This window comes from Xanthomonas sp. PPL134 (genome assembly GCF_040595915.1).
In the GTDB taxonomy this organism is placed as follows: Bacteria; Pseudomonadota; Gammaproteobacteria; order Xanthomonadales; family Xanthomonadaceae; genus Xanthomonas_A; species Xanthomonas_A indica.
In genome coordinates, this window is record NZ_JAMDLL010000003.1 from 13,181 (window position 1) to 29,191 (window position 16,011).

At 69.3% G+C, this 16,011-nt stretch carries 15 protein-coding genes and 1 other RNA gene; 4 read left to right on the forward strand and 12 right to left on the reverse strand.

Annotated elements, in window-relative coordinates; genetic code table 11:
* Positions 1–78: 78 nt before the first annotated feature.
* Positions 79–3,243: a TonB-dependent receptor plug domain-containing protein gene (locus tag M3U25_RS08005; RefSeq protein WP_355503820.1), complete on the forward strand. Its 3,165-nt coding sequence runs from the start codon at positions 79–81 to the stop codon at positions 3,241–3,243.
* Positions 3,244–3,714: 471 nt separating this feature from the next.
* Here M3U25_RS08005 and thiE read toward each other — a convergent pair whose 3' ends face one another.
* Positions 3,715–4,338 carry a thiamine phosphate synthase gene (thiE, locus tag M3U25_RS08010; RefSeq protein ID WP_355503757.1) on the reverse strand — a complete coding sequence of 208 codons (624 nt, stop codon included), beginning with the start codon at positions 4,336–4,338 and terminating at the stop codon, positions 3,715–3,717.
* 72 nt (positions 4,339–4,410) lie between these two features.
* Here thiE and M3U25_RS08015 point away from each other — a divergent pair, with 72 nt between their 5' ends.
* Positions 4,411–4,602 carry a rubredoxin gene (locus M3U25_RS08015; protein ID WP_019798180.1) on the forward strand — a complete coding sequence of 64 codons (192 nt, stop codon included), beginning with the start codon at positions 4,411–4,413 and terminating at the stop codon, positions 4,600–4,602.
* Positions 4,603–4,874: 272 nt separating this feature from the next.
* On the opposite strand, the gene M3U25_RS08020 is transcribed toward M3U25_RS08015, so the two are convergent.
* The 10 genes from M3U25_RS08020 to M3U25_RS08065 form a co-directional block, all read right to left on the reverse strand.
* Positions 4,875–5,720 carry a SirB1 family protein gene (locus tag M3U25_RS08020; RefSeq protein ID WP_242160556.1) on the reverse strand — a complete coding sequence of 282 codons (846 nt, stop codon included), beginning with the start codon at positions 5,718–5,720 and terminating at the stop codon, positions 4,875–4,877.
* Positions 5,721–5,838: 118 nt separating this feature from the next.
* A complete protein-coding gene (locus M3U25_RS08025) occupies positions 5,839–6,288 on the reverse strand; it encodes a DUF192 domain-containing protein (RefSeq protein ID WP_355503754.1) in 450 nt (149 codons plus the stop codon).
* A 169-nt stretch (positions 6,289–6,457) separates the two neighbouring features.
* Entirely contained in the window at positions 6,458–7,105 is a 648-nt protein-coding gene (rpiA, locus tag M3U25_RS08030; protein ID WP_295967857.1) for a ribose-5-phosphate isomerase RpiA, read from the reverse strand.
* 101 nt (positions 7,106–7,206) lie between these two features.
* Positions 7,207–7,677, reverse strand: coding sequence for an EVE domain-containing protein (locus M3U25_RS08035; RefSeq protein ID WP_017915860.1), 471 nt, complete (start codon positions 7,675–7,677; stop codon positions 7,207–7,209).
* Entirely contained in the window at positions 7,674–8,267 is a 594-nt protein-coding gene (locus M3U25_RS08040) for a 5-formyltetrahydrofolate cyclo-ligase (RefSeq protein WP_355503751.1), read from the reverse strand. The genes M3U25_RS08035 and M3U25_RS08040 overlap by 4 nt, the downstream gene beginning before the upstream one ends.
* Before the next feature lie 81 nt (positions 8,268–8,348).
* Positions 8,349–9,128 (reverse strand): thioesterase family protein, encoded by a 780-nt coding sequence (locus M3U25_RS08045; protein ID WP_355503749.1) that lies wholly within the window; start codon positions 9,126–9,128, stop codon positions 8,349–8,351.
* A gap of 160 nt (positions 9,129–9,288) precedes the next feature.
* Positions 9,289–9,473, reverse strand: a non-coding RNA gene (gene ssrS / locus M3U25_RS08050) — 6S RNA.
* A 98-nt stretch (positions 9,474–9,571) separates the two neighbouring features.
* The gene (locus tag M3U25_RS08055) at positions 9,572–9,865 is read right to left on the reverse strand and encodes a cell division protein ZapA (protein ID WP_242080491.1); all 294 of its coding nucleotides are present in this window, start codon (positions 9,863–9,865) and stop codon (positions 9,572–9,574) included.
* A complete protein-coding gene (locus M3U25_RS08060) occupies positions 9,862–10,083 on the reverse strand; it encodes a TIGR02449 family protein (protein WP_017910437.1) in 222 nt (73 codons plus the stop codon). Before M3U25_RS08060 ends, M3U25_RS08055 begins: the two co-directional genes overlap by 4 nt.
* 67 nt (positions 10,084–10,150) lie before the next feature.
* Entirely contained in the window at positions 10,151–12,334 is a 2,184-nt protein-coding gene (locus M3U25_RS08065; protein WP_263392456.1) for a GGDEF and EAL domain-containing protein, read from the reverse strand.
* Between the two features lie 210 nt (positions 12,335–12,544).
* Between M3U25_RS08065 and M3U25_RS08070 the strand changes: the two genes are divergently transcribed.
* Positions 12,545–13,090 (forward strand): YecA family protein, encoded by a 546-nt coding sequence (locus M3U25_RS08070; protein ID WP_160945314.1) that lies wholly within the window; start codon positions 12,545–12,547, stop codon positions 13,088–13,090.
* Positions 13,090–14,421 (forward strand): aminopeptidase P N-terminal domain-containing protein, encoded by a 1,332-nt coding sequence (locus M3U25_RS08075; RefSeq protein WP_355503745.1) that lies wholly within the window; start codon positions 13,090–13,092, stop codon positions 14,419–14,421. Before M3U25_RS08070 ends, M3U25_RS08075 begins: the two co-directional genes overlap by 1 nt.
* A gap of 112 nt (positions 14,422–14,533) precedes the next feature.
* Here the strand turns inward: M3U25_RS08075 and pepQ are convergent, their stop codons facing one another.
* Positions 14,534–15,856 carry a Xaa-Pro dipeptidase gene (gene pepQ / locus M3U25_RS08080; protein WP_355503743.1) on the reverse strand — a complete coding sequence of 441 codons (1,323 nt, stop codon included), beginning with the start codon at positions 15,854–15,856 and terminating at the stop codon, positions 14,534–14,536.
* Between the last annotated feature and the right edge of the window lie 155 nt (positions 15,857–16,011).

Below are 16,011 nucleotides of genomic sequence, written 5' to 3' on the forward strand. Positions count from 1 at the left end.
CGGGCGCGGGGATCGCCATCCGGCGTTGCGCCTGCATGTTCGTTGGCGTGCCAACGATGTTCGTCTTCGGGAGAGAGCATGCATCGTAAGATCCGCAGGAGCGCCCTGGCGCTCGCGCTGGCGCTTGCCGCCGGCAATGGCTATGCGCAGTCCACCACCGGCAGCATCGTCGGCAGCGTGCCGCCAGGCGCCGGCGAGAGGAGCGTGCTGATCACCAACACCAGCAGCGGCTTCAGCCGCGAGGTGAAGGTGGACGAACGCGGCCGCTACGCGCAGGGCAACCTGCCGCTGGGCACCTACACGGTCACGCTCAAGCGCGACGGCAAGGTGGTGGAGACGCGCGAGAACATCAGCCTGGTGGTCGGTGCCGGGACCGAGGTCGGCTTCGGCGGCCCCGCGCAGACGCTGGATGCGGTCAATGTGGTGGCCGGCAACGTGGCGCGGATCGACGTCGCCAGCGTCGACAGCCGTACCGTGATCACCGCCGAGCAGTTGGCGGTGCTGCCGCTGGGCCGCAGCGCCGAGGCCATCGCCTTGCTCGCGCCCGGCGTGGTCAACAACAGCGGCGGCTACGACAACGGCCCGCTCGGCGGCTCGCTGGCCAGTTTCGGCGGCTCGGCGGCCAGCGAGAACGCCTATTACCTCAACGGCTTCAATACCACTGATCCCGCCAGCAGCCTGGGCGGGCTGACCCTGCCGTACGGCGCGATCGATCAGCAGGAAATCTTCACCGGCGGCTATGGCGCGCAGTACGGCCGCTCCAACGGCGGCGTGATCAGCCAGGTCGGCAAGCGCGGCAGCAACGACTGGCATTTCGGCGCGGCGGTGATCTGGCAACCGGACAGCCTCAGCGCCAGGCAGCGCGACCTGTATTTCCGCAGGGACAGCGTGTACTGGAATCCCGCCAACGCCAAGTACACCGCCGGCAACTACCAGCCGCTGAGCGAGACCAGCGCCGACCAGACCACCTACAGCGCCTATGTCGGCGGCCCGCTGCTCCGCGACCGCCTGTTCTTCTTCCTGGCCCTGGAGCAGGTCGATTCCAGCGGCACCCGCGTCGCCGATGCCCGCGTCACCTCGGGCGGCATTTCCGGCTCGCCGTGGACCCGCTACGACTACAAGCAGACCCGCGCCTACGCCAAGATCGACTGGCAGATCAGCGACAACCACCTGCTGGAGTTCACCGGCGCGCAGGACGAGGCGCGCACCAACGGCAGCATCTACCGCTACGACTACGTCAACCGCGACGTGCGCAGCTACAAGGGGCGCGAAGCCAAGAACACCTTCGGCCCGACCCTGTTCCTGGGCAAGTACACCGGGTACTTCGGCGACAACGTCACCCTGACCGCGTTGTACGGCAAGGAACGACTGCCCAACAAGCTCACCGCGATCGGCTACGACGCCGGCAACGGCCCGTTCCTCAACAGCGTCGCCAACCAGAACCCGGCCTATACCGGCGGCACCCCGATCGGCAACGCGCAGACGGTCAGCTCGATCACCGATCCGGACCGCGAATACAAGAAGGACAACCTGCGCCTGAACCTCAACTGGCGCCTCGGCGAGCACAGCGTCAACGTCGGCATCGACAACCAGAAGAGCGAGGCGATCAATATCGGCTCGTACAGTTCCGGCCCCGGTTATGCCTGGACCTATGGCTACACCCCGGATCCCTTCGGCCGCAACAGCGGCGGCCTGGTCAGCGGCTCCGTCGCCGAGGACGGCAGCATCGGCGTGCCAAGCCCCGGCCTGGCCGATCCCACCTACGGCAGCACCGGTTACTACGTCACCAAGGACATCGCCACCAACCTGTACTCCTACGATGCCAAGCAGACCGCCTACTACATCGAGGACCACTGGCAGGCCACCGACACGTTGCTGCTCTCGCTGGGCGTGCGCAACGACAGCTTCACCAACTACACCCCGTTCGGCCAGGCCTATATCGCGCTGAAGAACCAGTGGGCGCCGCGGCTGGGCTTCAGCTGGGACGTCAACGGCGATTCCAGCCTCAAGGTCTACGGCAACCTCGGCCGCTACTACCTCGGCCTGCCGCTGTCGCCCGCCGGCCTGTTCACCCCGGCGGTGTCCACCAGCACCTACTACACCTACAGCGGCATCAACGCCGACGGCACGCCGATCCTGGCCCGGCAACTCGCGCCGCCGGTCTCGGCCAACTCGCGCTTCGGCCGCCTCGCCGACGTGCGCACTGCGGTCGTCGAGGACATCAAGGGCGAGAACCAGGACGAGCTCATCCTCGGTTTCAGCAAGCTGCTGCCCAACGACTGGGTGCTCGGCGTGCGTGGCGTGCATCGCCGGCTCAACGACGGCATCGACGACACCAACCTCGACAACTCCAATGCCGGCCTGCTGGCCGCAGCCGCGGCGGCGGGCGTGGATATCGACTGGACCAAGAACGCCAGCGCCGCGCTGGTCAATCCGGGCAAGACCAACACCTACCGGGTGATCGGCACGGATGGCCAGATCCATGCCCTGACCGTGACCCGCGAGCAGGGCGGCTACCCCGAATTCAAGCGTCGCTATTCGGCGGTGGAATTCAACCTGGAACGGCCGTTCGACGGCCGCTGGTACACCAAGATGAGCTACGTGTGGTCGCACAGCTACGGCACCACCGAGGGCCAGCTGCGCTCGGACCTGTGGCGGACCGGCGGTGCGCTGGGCAGCTATCAGGGCCAGGCAGCGACCTCGACCACGCAGAGCTGGGACCATGCGGCGCTGATGGAGCACTTCAACGGCAACCAGTCCAACGACCGTCGTCACCAGTTCAAGGCCTACGGGTTCTACCAGCTGACGGAGGAGTGGGGCACCTCGGCCAACCTGAGCCTGATCTCCGGCGCGCCGCGGCCCTGCCTGGGCTACTACTACGGCGACAACTACGATCCCGGCGATCGCGATCCGGCCGGCTATGCCAATCCCAGCGTCACCGGCGGCCCCTACCACTTCTGCTTCAACCCCAGCACCGGCACCGGCGAGCCGTCGCCGCCGGGGTCGCACGGCACCCTGGGCTGGGTGGCGCAACTGGACCTGGGCGTGAGCTACAAGCCGAAGTTCGCCGACGGCAAGCTGGCCTTGAGCCTGGACGTGTTCAACGTCACCAACCGGCAGACGGCGGTCAACGTCTATCCGTTCTCCGAGTTGAACCCGGGCGAGGTCAACCCGCTGTGGAACCAGGCGGTGGCCTACCAGGCGCCGCGCTCGGCACGGGTGACGCTGAGCTACGACTTCTGAGCGGGCAGCGGGCTAGCCCTTCTCCCATCGGGATCGGGTTGGGGTGAGGGTCCGGCGCGCAGCGTCTCGTGGTGTTTGGATGTACGAGGCTGCGCCCGTACCCTCATCCGCCCCTTCGGGGCACCTTCCCCCGAAAAGGGGGCCATGGTCCCGGAGGGAGAAGGGACCGCCTAGCCCCTCTCCCCTCGGGAGAGGGGTTGGGGTGAGGGTCCGGCGCGCAGCATCTCGTGGTGTTTGGGTGCACGAGGCTGCGCCCGTACCCTCATCCGCCCCTGCGGGGCACCTTCCCCCGAAAAGGGGGTCATGGTCCCGGAGGGAGAAGGGACCGCCTAGCCCCTCTCCCCTCGGGAGAGGGGTTGGGGTGAGGGTCCGGCGCGCAGCGACTCGCAGTGTTTGGGTGCACGACGCGATGTCGGCCTCCTTATTTGTCCCATCTGGGTACCGTCGCCAGGCACACCCTTGTTCGGCGCTTCAGTCGAAACAGGCGCGGTATGCGGCCAGCGCCGCGCGTGGGTCGGGCGCATCGAACACGCCGCTGATCACCGCCAGCAGGTCGGCGCCGGTCGCGACCAGCGGGCGCGCGTTGTCTGGGGTGAGGCCGCCGATCGCCACGCGCGGCACGCCCAGTACCGCCGCATCGCGCAACAGGTCGGGCGTGGCGCGGCGCGTGGTGACCTTGCTGCGGGTGGGGAAGAACGCGCCGAAGGCGACGTAGCTGGCGCCGGCGGCCACGGCGCTGCGGGCCAGCGCCGGGTCGTCGTAGCAGGACGCGCCGATCAGCGCCTGCGGCCCGAGCGCGGCGCGCGCGGCGGCCAGGTCGCCGTCGTCCTCGCCCAGGTGCACGCCGGCCGCGCCCACCGCCTGCGCGAGGGCGACGTCGTCGTTGATGATCAGCGGCACCCCGGCCTGCGCGCACAGCGCCTGCAGCGCTGCGGCCTGCTGCTGCCGTTGCGCGGCATCGGCGCGTTTGTTGCGGTACTGCAGCCAGATCACGCCCTGGTCCAGCAGCGGCGTCACCCGCGCCAGCAGGCGCGCGCCATCGGCTTCGTCGGGGGTGATCAGGTACACGCCGCGCGGCGCCGGGGATGCGTTCATGGCCAAGCCTTCCGATGCGTCGACGGCGATGGGACAATGCCGTTCCGTCCGACTGTGACCTGCGATTATCCAATGAGCGACGCCACCGCCACCACCTATCGCACCTGGATGTGCGTCGTCTGCGGATTCATCTACAACGAGGCCGACGGCCTGCCGGAAGAAGGCATCGCCCCCGGCACCCGCTGGGAAGACGTGCCCGACACCTGGACCTGCCCGGACTGCGGCGTGACCAAGGACGATTTCGAGATGGTCGAGATGGAGTGAGCGCTGGGAATGGGGAGTGGGGAACCGGAAATGGGAAAGCGACTCCCGTGCCTGTAGCTTCGCACCGCAGATAAGTTTTCAAGGGGGCAGGCAGACATTGCGAGCGGGCCGTCGGATCGCATGGTCGGTTGTCGCGCGCTGCCGCCTGCCCGCCGACGTTCGAATGATCCGTTCGGTCGGTTATCTAGTGAAGGCTTGATCAGGTCAGCAACCTCAGAGCCTCAGGGCATGGGCTTTTCCCATTCCCGATTCCCCACTCCCCATTCCCAGCCTCAATGCATCCGCTGCGCACGCGCGCTCAGTTCCACCAGGCGCTCGCGGATCGGCAGGGCGTCGGCGGCCTCGGGGTTCAGTTGCAGGTAGCGGCCCAGGTCGCGGCGCGCGCCGGGCACGTAGTCCATCTGCAGGTAGGCCATGCCGCGGTCGCGCAGGGCTTCGGGCTGGTCCGGCATCAGCTTGAGCACGCGGTCGGCACTGCGCGCGGCACGGTCCCACTCGTCGCGTTCGGCGTAGACGCCGTGCAGGTTGCGCAGCACCCGGGTCAGGATCGCGCGGTGCGGTGCCGGGTCCAGGATCTGCAGCAGGGCGCGGTCGTCCGGGCTTTCGCCGCCCATGTGCGGCCGCGCGCGCTCGCGCAGTTCCTCCACCGCCAGCGGGCGCCCGCCGTTGAACGGGTCCATCACCAGCAGGCCGTCGTCCACCGGCAGGCGCACCAGGAAATGCCCCGGGAAGGACACGCCGTCGAGCGGGATGTCCAGGCGCCGCGCCACTTCCATCTGCACCAGCGCCAGCGAGATCGGGTTGCCCAGGCGCCGCTCGAACACCTGGTTCATGTAGCTGTTGCGCGGGTCGTAATACTCGTCGTGGTTGCCGGTATAGCCCAGTTCTTCGAACAGGTGGCGATTGATCGCCGCCATCTTCAGCGGCCACTGCTCGATCGTCGCCACCTCGTGCCGCAGGTGGTCGGCGTGGCTCTGCGCCAGGGTGTCGTAATGGGCGGCATCCAGCTCCGGATACTCGTCGCGGGCGATCAGCAGCGCGGTCGCCAGCAGCGGCAGGGCATCGTCATCCAGAGCGGCCAGGGTATTCCAGCTCGGCAATGTCAATGGGGCGGCCATGGCCCAAGACTGGCGGCAAAGCCGGGCCCGATCAAGTCCGGCCGTTCCCGACAGCGGTGTCGGGTTCAGCGCCGTGGTCGCGGGGCCTTTTCCCGACGCCGCCGGCACCGTTGACGGGTCAGTGGCCCTGTGGAATTCCCGGGCCGAAACGCAGTTCGGTGCCGTCCTGCAGCTTCAACTGCTCGGCCTGGCCGGCGTTGAGTTCGAGCACGTAGCGTGCCGGCGCGTTGCTCGGGTAGGGCGGGCAGGCGTCGCCGGCCGAGCACGGCGGCACGTCGCGCTGCTGCGCCACCAGCTTGCGCTGGTTGTCGAAGTACAGGATGTCCAGCGGGATCTTGGTGTTCTTCATCCAGTAGGCCTGCGGTTCCTCGCGGTCGTGGATGAACAGCATGCCGTGGTCGGCGTCCATCTGGTCGCGGAACATCAGCCCGCGTGCGCGCGTCGCATCGTTCTGCGCCAGTTCCACGTCGTAGCGATGTCCGCCCAATTCCACCCAATGGTCGCCGGCGCTGGCGCAGCCACTGAGGGCGAGCAGGAGAAGGACGCTGAGCGCGCGGAAGAGGGACATGGGCAGGGCCAGGGCAAGAGGAAGACAGCGCGCACCTTGTTGCATGGTGCGCGTGGCGTCAAGAGCGGGGATTGGGGATTGGAGATTGGGGATTCGTAAAAGCCGGGATCCACGCTTTTACGAATCCCCAATCCCGACTCCCCAATCCCACGCGCGCGACAGCGCGCGTCTACAGGACGCGCGGCGGCTCGCCGCCGACGATCACCACGTCGGCCGGGCGGCGCGCGAACAGGCCGACGCAGACCACGCCGGGGATCTGGTTCAGTTCGCGCTCCAGCGCCACCGGGTCGGTGATCGACAGGTGATGCACGTCCAGTACCACGTTGCCGTTGTCGGTGATGACGCCGTCGCGCCACACCGGCTGGCCGCCGGTGCGCGCCAGGATCTCGCGGGCGACCAGGCTGCGCGCCATCGGGATCACCTCGATCGGCAGCGGGAACGCGCCCAGGGTCTGCACCTGCTTGCTCGGGTCGACGATGCAGATGAAGCGCTCGCTGGCCTCGGCGATGATCTTCTCGCGGGTCAGCGCGGCGCCGCCGCCCTTGATCAGGCACTTGTTCGGATCGCACTCGTCGGCGCCGTCCACGTACAGCGACAGGTTGCCGGTGTGGTTCAGCTCCAGCACCTCGATGCCGTGCTGGCGCAGGCGCGCGGTGCTCTGCTCGGAACTGGACACCGCGCCCTTGATGCGGTGGCCGATGCGGCCGAGCGCGTCGATGAAATAGGCGACGGTGGAGCCAGTGCCGACGCCGACGATCATGCCGTCCTGGACGTAGTCGATGGCTTTTTCGGCGGCAAGGCGTTTGGCGTCTGACATTGGAAGAGCTCGGGAGTGGGGATTCGGGATTGGGGATTCGTTGAAGCGGCAGGCGGGTGGGGCTGGGAGGCAAATCCCCAATCCCCAATCCCGAATCCCGGCTATTCGAGCGAAAGCAGCAGCTTCCACTGCGCGGCGCTGACCGGGAACACCGACAGGCGGTTGCCGCGGGCGACCAGGGGGAAGCCCTCGCCCAGCGCGTCGGCGTGCTGCTTGATCTCGTCCAGCGCGATGGTGCGCGCCAGCTTGCGCTCGAAGGCCACGTCCACCAGGTACCAGCGCGGCTGCTCCGGGGTGGCCTTGGGGTCGTGGTAGTCGGAGGACGGGTCGAACTGGGTGGCGTCGGGGTAGGCCTGGCTGGCCACGCGTGCCACGCCGACGATGCCTGGCACCTTGCAGTTGGAGTGGTAGAACAGGATGCCGTCGCCGACCTTCATGCCGTCGCGCATGAAGTTGCGCGCCTGGTAGTTGCGCACGCCGTTCCAGGGTTCGGTGCCGACCCGCTGCAGGTCGTCGATCGAGAAGGCGTCCGGTTCGGACTTCATCAGCCAATAGCGGGTGCGTGCGGTCATGCGGGGAAATCGTGCGCGGTCGTCAGGGTGAGGGATTCGGTGCAGACCGCGTCCAGCGCCACGTCCCAGGCGGCGAGCGGCAAGGCCGCGACCTGCTGCGCGTCGAAGGCGGCCCCGACCAGCCAGGGCGGCGGGGCCTGCCGCTGGCGGAAAGCCAAGCTGCGATCATACCAGCCGCCCCCCATGCCCAGGCGGCCGCCGGCGGTGTCGAAGCCGACCAGCGGCGCCACCACCAGGGCCATCTGTGCCGGCGCCAGGGTCGTAGTCGGGTCGACGTCGGGTTCGGGGATGCCGTAGCGGTTGGCGCGCAGCGGCTGCCCGGGACGCCACGGCGCGAAGCGCAGGGTGTCGCCGCTGAGTACCGGCAGGCAGTACTGCACCGCGTCCGGCAGCGACAGTTGCCAGCGGTGCAGCGCGATCTCGCCGTCCATGGCCCAGTAGCCGCCGACATGGCCGTGCTGCGGCGCGAACGGCAAGTCCAGCAACCGCTGCGCCAGCGCATCGGCGGCGGCCAGGCGCACGGGCGCGGTGAGCGCGCGGCGGCGCGCACGCAGGTCCTGGCGCAGGGAATCGCGGTCGTCGGCAGTCATCGGGCAGGCGTGGCGAGGATTGGCGCTATTGTCGGCGCCGGCGCACGCACTGACCAGCAGGCGCGGTCGCCGCCGCGGCGATCACGCGTAGAGCGCCACCGTCTGTCGGCCCCACAGCACCAGCCGCCCGGCCGTGTCCCAGATCTGCATGTCCTGCAGCGAGTAGCCGTCCTCGGCATGCAGGCTGGCCGAGCGCAGCAGGAACCAGTCGCTGGCGCTGGCCGGCTGCGGGAAGTCCAGGGTCCAGGTCATCGAGCTGACCGGCGCCGGTGCGCTGAAGCAGGTCATCGCGGCCGGCGGCAGGCAGTCGCCCAGCGCGACCAGGGCCACGCTCGGGTCCACGCCGTCGGCGTCGCGATGGCGCGCCCAGACCAGCAACTCCGGGTCGGCCGCGGCGGACAGCGGCAGCGCGCCACCGGCCAGGCGCATGTCGAAGTTGGCGACGAAGGCCGGCGTCGCGGCGCTGTCGGCGATCGGCGTCGCCGCGTCGGGGCCGACCACCGCCGGCCGTGCCGGCAGGAAGTCGTGGGCGATGCGGCTGGGGCGCGGCTGCGCGAACAGCAATGCGGCACGCAGGGCGACCTGTCCGTCGGCCAGGCAATCGACCGCGACCGAGGTGGCGGACTTGCCCTGGCGCAACACCTGCGTATCGAAGCGCAGGGTGCCGTCGGCCGGGCCGATGAACCCGATATGTGCCGACTTCAGTGGCGGCAACGCGGACGGCGCCGTGCGCAGCGCCGCCTGCAGCGCCAGCGCCGCGGACAGTCCGCCGAAGGCGGTGCGGCCTTGTCGCCAGCTGGCGGGGACATCGAATCCCGCTGCGGGGTCGAAGCGGTCGAGGATCTGGGCGAGCGTCGGCAATCCGGGATCTCCGTGGTGGGGACACCAGTATCCCGGGTTTCGGCCGGCGCGAGAACGCGTCGCACATGCGCTGCGCCGGCAACGACGACGTGGTGGACACGCAGGTTGCGGACGCGCAAAAAGGAAACGGCGCCTTGCGGCGCCGCTTCCTGGAAGAATTGCATTCTCCGCCGTGACGATGCGTGCGAAACGACCTTGAACCCGGGGTTCAAGTGGGATGGCTGGAGAATCATCGGGCTTCCCGCTACGAGGCGGACTTGCACTCCCGATTCCGTCGCCACCCCGTGGTCGTCATTAAGGGACAAGGCGAATGTTTGCACACGCTGTCGTTCACAGCAGAGAACGCAAGTGGAGTATAGCGCCGTCGTCGCGCTTGGCTAGTCCGTTCGTCGGTGCTTCGGTGCGTTGCAATTCACGTTGATGATCGCCGCGCCACGAGCGGATCAGCGCGTCGTATCGACCACGCTGTCCAGGCGCCGATTGAGATCGGCGAGTGTGCGCGCCATCTCGCGGTCGCGCTGCGCGTGTTCGTCGCGCAGTTGCTGCAGCTCGTGCGCCAGATTCAGCGCCGCAAGGACGGCGACGCGATCCACCGCGGCCATGCGGTTGCTGCCGCGCACCTCGCGCATCTTCGCGTCGAGCAGGCGCGCGGCGGCGAGCAGGCCGTCGCGCTCCTCGGCCTCGACGCCGACGGTGTACTCGCGGTCGAGGATGCGGACGCTGACCGGCTCGCTCACGTGTGCTGCTCCAGGGACTTCAATCGGGCGATCATCGCTTCCACGCGCGAACGCGCCTGCTCGTTCTTGGTCAGCAACTGCGAGCGCTCGCCGATCAGGTGTTCCTGCTGCTGGCGCAGGCTGCGGTTCTCGTCGGACAGGCGTTGGCAGCGCTCGACCAGCGTTTCCACGCGTGCGGCAAGGGCGCGAAGCTCGGCGAGGGCGTCAGGGCTGTCCATGGCGCTCACGATAGGCATGCGCCGGAGGGGCGGTCAAGACGCCGCGCGGCGGCGCCATGGCCGGCGCTCAGGCAGGCAGCCGCAGCGGTTGCTGCAACAGCCGCAGGCAGGCGTCCGGCTCCAGCGCCGGCGCCACCAGGTGGCCCTGGATCTCGTCGCAGCCGTGCGTGCGCAGGAACGCCAGCTGGCCGGCGTCTTCGACCCCTTCGGCCACCACCTTCAGCGCCAGTGAATGGCCCATCGCGATGATGGTGCTGGTGATTGCCTCGTCGTCCGGGTCGCGGGTGAGATCGCCGATGAATTCCTGGTCGATCTTCAGGGTATTGATCGGCAGGCGCTTCAGGTAGGCCAGCGACGAATAGCCGGTGCCGAAATCGTCGATGGCCAGGGTCAATCCCAGCTCGCGGCAGGCGCGCAGCAACTCGGCGTTCTTGCCGACCTGCGACATCACCACGCTCTCGGTCAGTTCCAGTTCGATGTTGGCGGCCGGCACGCCGGTCTCGGCGAGGATCTCGGCCATCAGCTGCGGCAGGTTGCCGCGCTCGAGCTGGATCGCCGAGACGTTCACCGACATGCACAGGTCGGTCAGCCCCATCCGCCGCCAGTCGCGCAGCGCGCCGCAGGCCTGGCGCAGCACCCATTCGCCGATCTCCAGGATCAGCCCAGTCTCCTCGGCCAGCGGGATGAACTGGCTCGGCGAGACCGGTCCGAAATCGGCGCTGTGCCAGCGCAGCAGCGCTTCCACGCCGACCACCCGCTGCGTGCGCAGCGAGTAGCGCGGCTGGTAGACCAGCTTCAGTTCCTGGTCCAAGGGGATCTTGCGCAGCGTGCTGGCCAGGGTGGCGCGATGGCGGGTGGCCTCGTCCATGCGCGCCGAGTACACCTGCACGTTGCGGCGCCCGGCGGCCTTGGCCTGGTACATCGCGGTGTCGGCGTGCTTGAGCAGTTCGCTGGGCAGCAGCGCGTGCTGCGGGAACAGGGAGATGCCGATGGAGCTGGAGACCGCGACCTCCCGGCGTTCGTCCAGCCGCAGCGGCGCCTCGAAGGCGGCCAGCACGCGGGCGGCCACCGCCTCGGCCTCGCCCTGGCTGACGATGTCCTCGACCACCACGGTGAATTCGTCGCCGGCCAGCCGCGCCACCGTGTGCTGCGGCCCCACCGCCTGCTGCAGGCGTTCGGCCACGGCGCGCAGCACGCGGTCGCCGACCGCATGGCCGAGCGAATCGTTGATGTCCTTGAAACGGTCCAGGTCCAGAAACAGCACCGCGACCGAGCCGGCCTGGCGCCGCGCGCGCACGATCGCCCGCGCCAGGCGCTCGGACAGCAGCGCACGGTTGGGCAGGCTGGTCAGCGTGTCGTAGTTGGCCAGGTAGCGCAGTTCCTGCTCGGCACGCTTCTGGTCGGTGATGTCCTCCAGCACCACCACCTGGAAGCTCTGCCGCCCGTCGGCGTCGACCACGGTGTTGCGGCGCAGGTGGCAGAGGATCTCCTGGCCGTCCTTGCGCCGTTTCCAGGCCTCGCCGCGCCAGTGCCGGCCGTGCTCGGCCACTGGCGCGGCCGGCGTTTCCGGGGTGTGGTCGATCAGCGTCATCGGCTGGCCCAGCACCTCGCGCTCGCTGTAGCCGGTGATGCGGGTGAACGCCGGATTGACCGAGATGAAGCGGCGCTCCTCGTCGAGGACGGCGACCGCCTCGCCCATGCTGCGCAGCACTTCGGCGGCGATGCGCCGCTCCAGGTCGGCCTGGCGGTGCGAGGTGATGTCGCGTGCGGTGCCGGCGAGGCGACGCGGTGCGCCGCTGGCGTCGTAGTCGACCACGCGGCCCCGCACCCGTGCCCAGTGCCAGACCCCGTCCCCGGCCAGGTCCACGCGGTACTCGGCGGTATAGATCGCGGTGCGGCCCTGCAGGTGTTCCTGCAGCACCTGCCGCGCCTGTTCCATGTCCTCGGGATGGATCCGCAGCGGCTCGTTCTCGCGGATCACCAGGCCGATGTCCTGCGCGTGCGGCGTGGCCTCGTCGGCGCGCATCAGCCGCAGCGTGCGCTGTTGCAGGTCGTAATCCCAGAAGTGCTCGCCCGAGGCCCACAGCGCCAGTTTCAGGTGCTGGTCGCGTTGCTGCAGCTGTGCGTGCCGGTGCAACTGCTCGCGCAGGCGCCGGCGCGAGCGCAGGGCGAACAGCGCGGCCACCCCGCAGGCCGCCAGCGCGCCGAGGGCCACCAGTGGCCATACGGCCAGCAAGGTCTCGCCGAACAAGGCCAGGCCGGTCCTTTCCGCAGCTCCTGCAGCAACGTGCTCCAATGGCATGGCGGAAAGTGACTTCTGTCAAAGAACGGGTGGTGGAGTGTAGGCGCGTGTCGGAAGCCTCCACAAGCGGCGGCGCACACGCGATTGCTACACTGCGCAGTCCCGATTCCGCTGCAGGCCGCCACAGGCCCGTGGCCAGCGCCCGACAGGCTTCGCTCCATGACCGAACTTCCCACTGCCGACCAGATCGCCGATGCCAGCCGGACGCTTGGCCTGGCTGCGTCGGCAGCCGAACTGCACGGCGCCCTGTGCGGCTGGCTGGCCGGCGGCGGCGCCGAACTGCCGGCGTGGCCGGCTGCCGTGCTGGCCGATGCCAGCATCGCCGCGCCGCGCAGCGGCGACGCGCTGGATCGCCTGCGCGAGGCCACGACTGCGCAACTGAACGACCGCGATTTCGGTTTCGACCTGGTGCTGGCCGATGCCGGCGCGTCGCTGCCCGAGCGTGCCGATGCGCTGTTCGACTGGTGCCGCGGCTTCCTCGGTGGCTTTGGCCTGGCCGCAGGGGCGGCACCGCCCCTGTCCGAGGAGGGCCAGGAAGCGCTGCAGGACCTCGCACGGCTGGCCCAGGCCAGCGCCGACGACTTCGACAGCGGCGACGAGGACGAGGACGCGCTGGCCGAGATCGAGGAGTTCGTGCGCGTGGCGGCGCTGTTGCTGCACAGCGACTGCGTGCTCGGCCCGCGCCACCGGCAGCGCCTGAACTGATGAAGCGGCTCACCGGGATTTCCTCCGGCGAGTACGCGCGCCGGCGCCGGCAGCTGATGGACATGGCCGGCGAGCAGGCCATCCTGGTGCTGCCCAGCGCGCCGGAGCGGGTGCGCAGCCACGACACGCACTACCCGTACCGGCAGGATTCCGACTTCTGGTACCTGTGCGGCTTCCCCGAGCCGGATGCGGTGCTGGTGCTGGTGCCCGGGCGCCGCCACGGCGAAGCGCTGCTGTTCTGCCGCGAACGCGACCCCGAGCGCGAAGCCTGGGACGGTCCGCGGGCGGGCCAGGAAGGCGCGGTCGAGCGCTACGGCATGGACGACGCCTATCCGATCGACGACCTCGACGAGATCCTGCCGGGGCTGCTGGAAGGGCGCTCGCGGGTGTACTACCACTTCGGCCGCGATGTCGATTTCGACCTGAAGCTGATCGGCTGGGTCAAGCGCGTGCGCGAGCAGGTGCGGCATGGCGCGCAGCCGCCGCACGAATTTTTGGAACTGGGCCATCTGCTGCACGAGCAGCGCCTGTTCAAATCGCGCGACGAGATCGCGCTGATGCAGGTCGCTGCGGACCTGAGCGTGGCCGGGCACCGCGCGGCGATGCGGCTGGCGCGCCCGGGCGTGCACGAATACCAACTGCAGGCCGAAATCGAGCGCGAATTCCGCGCCGGCGATGCCTGGCCGGCCTACGGCAGCATCGTCGGCAGCGGCCACAACGCCTGCGTGCTGCACTACCGCGCCAATGCCGCGCGCCTGCGCGACGGCGAGCTGGTACTGGTCGATGCCGGTGCCGAGTACCGCGGCTATGCCGCCGACATCACCCGCACGTTCCCGGCCAACGGCCGCTTCAGCGCCGAACAGCGCGCGCTGCACGACCTGGTCGGTGCCGCCCACGCCGCCGCGCTGGCGCAGGCGCGGCCGGGCGTGGCCTACGAGGCCGGGCACCTGGCCGCGGTGCAGACCCTGACCGAAGGCCTGCTGCGGCTGGGCCTGCTCAAGGGCAGCCTGGAACAGAACCTGGCCAGCGGCGAGTACCGGCGCTTCTACCGGCACAAGACCGGGCACTGGCTGGGCCTGGACGTGCACGACGTCGGCGACTACCGGCTGGCCGGCGAATCGCGCCTGCTCGAGCCGGGCATGGTGTTCACCATCGAACCCGGCCTGTACGTATCACCGGACGACAAGGACGCGGACCCGAAGTGGCGCGGCATCGGCATCCGCACCGAGGACGACGTGCTGATCACCGACGACGGCCACCGCGTGCTCACCGATGCCCTGGCGCGCAGCGCCGAGGAGATCGAGGCCTTGATGGCTGGGAATGGGGATTAGGGACTAGGGAATGGAAAAAGCGGCGCCCGCGCGTAGAAAGGTCAGCTAGCGGACCGGGCGCTTTTGCTGTTGCGATTCCCGATTCCCGATTCTCCATTCCCGGCGGCGGCCCTCAGGCCGCCGCAAATACCGGACGCGTCAGGTTCTCGGGCGCGTCCTCGGTGCACACCACCTCGTCCTCGATGCGGATGCCGCCGTAGGGCTTGAACTGTTCCACGCGCGCCCAGTCGACGCTGTCGCCGTGGCCGGCCTGCTTGAGGTCGTCCAGCAGCATGTCGATGAAGTACAGGCCCGGCTCGATCGTCACCACCATGCCCGGTTCCAGGGTGCGGGTCATGCGCAGGTAGGGGTGGCCGTCGGGGCGTTCGATGCGGCCGCCGCGGTCGCTGGCGGCGAAGCCGGCGACGTCGTGCACCTGCAGGCCGATCGGGTGGCCCAGGCCGTGCGGGAAGAACGCGGCGCTGACGCCGGTGGCCACCGCGGTTTCCGGCGACACGGTGAGCACGCCGGCATCCTTCAGCACGCCCATCAGCGCCAGGTGCGCATCCAGGTGCAGCTGCCGGTAGTCGACGCCGGCGCGCACGGCCTGGCCCATGCGCTGCTGCGCGGCGTCCACCGCGTCGATCAGCGCCTGGAAGTCGCTGTCGCGATCGGCGGCGTAGGTGCGGGTGATGTCGCTGGCGTAGCCGTGCGCGGAGGCGCCGGCGTCGATCAGGAAGCTGCGCAGCGGCGTCGGCGCCTGCCGCTGCAGTTCGGTGTAGTGCAGGACGGCGCCGTGTTCGTTCAGCGCCACGATGTTGCCGTACGGCAGTTCGTTCGCGTCCTGCCCGACCGCGGCGCAGTAGGCCATGTGGATCTCGAACTCGCTGCGGCCTTCGCGGAACGCGGCCTCGGCGGCGCGATGGCCGCGCACTGCCAGTTGTTGCGCCTGGCGCATCAGCGCCAGCTCGTAGGGCGTCTTGTAGGCGCGGTGGTACTCCATGTACTGCAGCACCTCCGCCGGGTTGTTCGGCACGTAGCCGCCCAGTGCGCTCTGCGGCTCGCCCAGGATCGCGCTGCGCGCGACATCCGGCAGCAGCGCCAGCGCCTCGTCCGGGGTGCGGATCAGGTGGATGTCGCAGTGCTCCACCCACCAGCCGCTGGGTGCGTCCGGCACCACGTGCCAGTAGTCGCGGGGCTGGTGGAAGATCACCTGCGGCCGGCGTCCGGGCGTGTACACCAGCCAGCTGTTCGGCACCCGGGTCAGCGGCAGCCAGGCCTTGAACTGCGGGTTCACCGCGAACGGATAATCGCGATCGTCGAACACCTGGTAGTGCAGGCTGCCGCTGGGGACCACCAGGTGGTCGAAGCCGCCGCGCGCCAGCGCCTCGTCGGCGCGTCGGGTCAGGGTGCGCAGGTGGTCGGCGTACAAGGCGCTGGGGTCGTGCTGGGGCATGGCAATGGCTCGTTCGGCGATGCGGAAACAGGGCGCCAAGTGTGCCGGAAACGGTGTAGGTGTGCGGACGTGAGTGGGCGGCGTGCATAGCGTACGTTGCCGAAGCTGCGCCGGCGACGCGGGGCTTTGTCGATCCGCTGGATCTTTTTGAGTCG

What these genes read in the sequence shown, in the direction of transcription:
- M3U25_RS08005 (WP_355503820.1), top strand. Translation starts at nt 79, where the DNA reads ATGCATCGTAAGATCCGCAGGAGCGCCCTGGCGCTCGCGCTGGCGCTT.
- thiE (WP_355503757.1), bottom strand. Translation starts at nt 4,338, where the DNA reads ATGAACGCATCCCCGGCGCCGCGCGGCGTGTACCTGATCACCCCCGAC.
- M3U25_RS08015 (WP_019798180.1), top strand. Translation starts at nt 4,411, where the DNA reads ATGAGCGACGCCACCGCCACCACCTATCGCACCTGGATGTGCGTCGTC.
- M3U25_RS08020 (WP_242160556.1), bottom strand. Translation starts at nt 5,720, where the DNA reads ATGGCCGCCCCATTGACATTGCCGAGCTGGAATACCCTGGCCGCTCTG.
- M3U25_RS08025 (WP_355503754.1), bottom strand. Translation starts at nt 6,288, where the DNA reads ATGTCCCTCTTCCGCGCGCTCAGCGTCCTTCTCCTGCTCGCCCTCAGT.
- rpiA (WP_295967857.1), bottom strand. Translation starts at nt 7,105, where the DNA reads ATGTCAGACGCCAAACGCCTTGCCGCCGAAAAAGCCATCGACTACGTC.
- M3U25_RS08035 (WP_017915860.1), bottom strand. Translation starts at nt 7,677, where the DNA reads ATGACCGCACGCACCCGCTATTGGCTGATGAAGTCCGAACCGGACGCC.
- M3U25_RS08040 (WP_355503751.1), bottom strand. Translation starts at nt 8,267, where the DNA reads ATGACTGCCGACGACCGCGATTCCCTGCGCCAGGACCTGCGTGCGCGC.
- M3U25_RS08060 (WP_017910437.1), bottom strand. Translation starts at nt 10,083, where the DNA reads ATGGACAGCCCTGACGCCCTCGCCGAGCTTCGCGCCCTTGCCGCACGC.
- M3U25_RS08070 (WP_160945314.1), top strand. Translation starts at nt 12,545, where the DNA reads ATGACCGAACTTCCCACTGCCGACCAGATCGCCGATGCCAGCCGGACG.
- M3U25_RS08075 (WP_355503745.1), top strand. Translation starts at nt 13,090, where the DNA reads ATGAAGCGGCTCACCGGGATTTCCTCCGGCGAGTACGCGCGCCGGCGC.
- pepQ (WP_355503743.1), bottom strand. Translation starts at nt 15,856, where the DNA reads ATGCCCCAGCACGACCCCAGCGCCTTGTACGCCGACCACCTGCGCACC.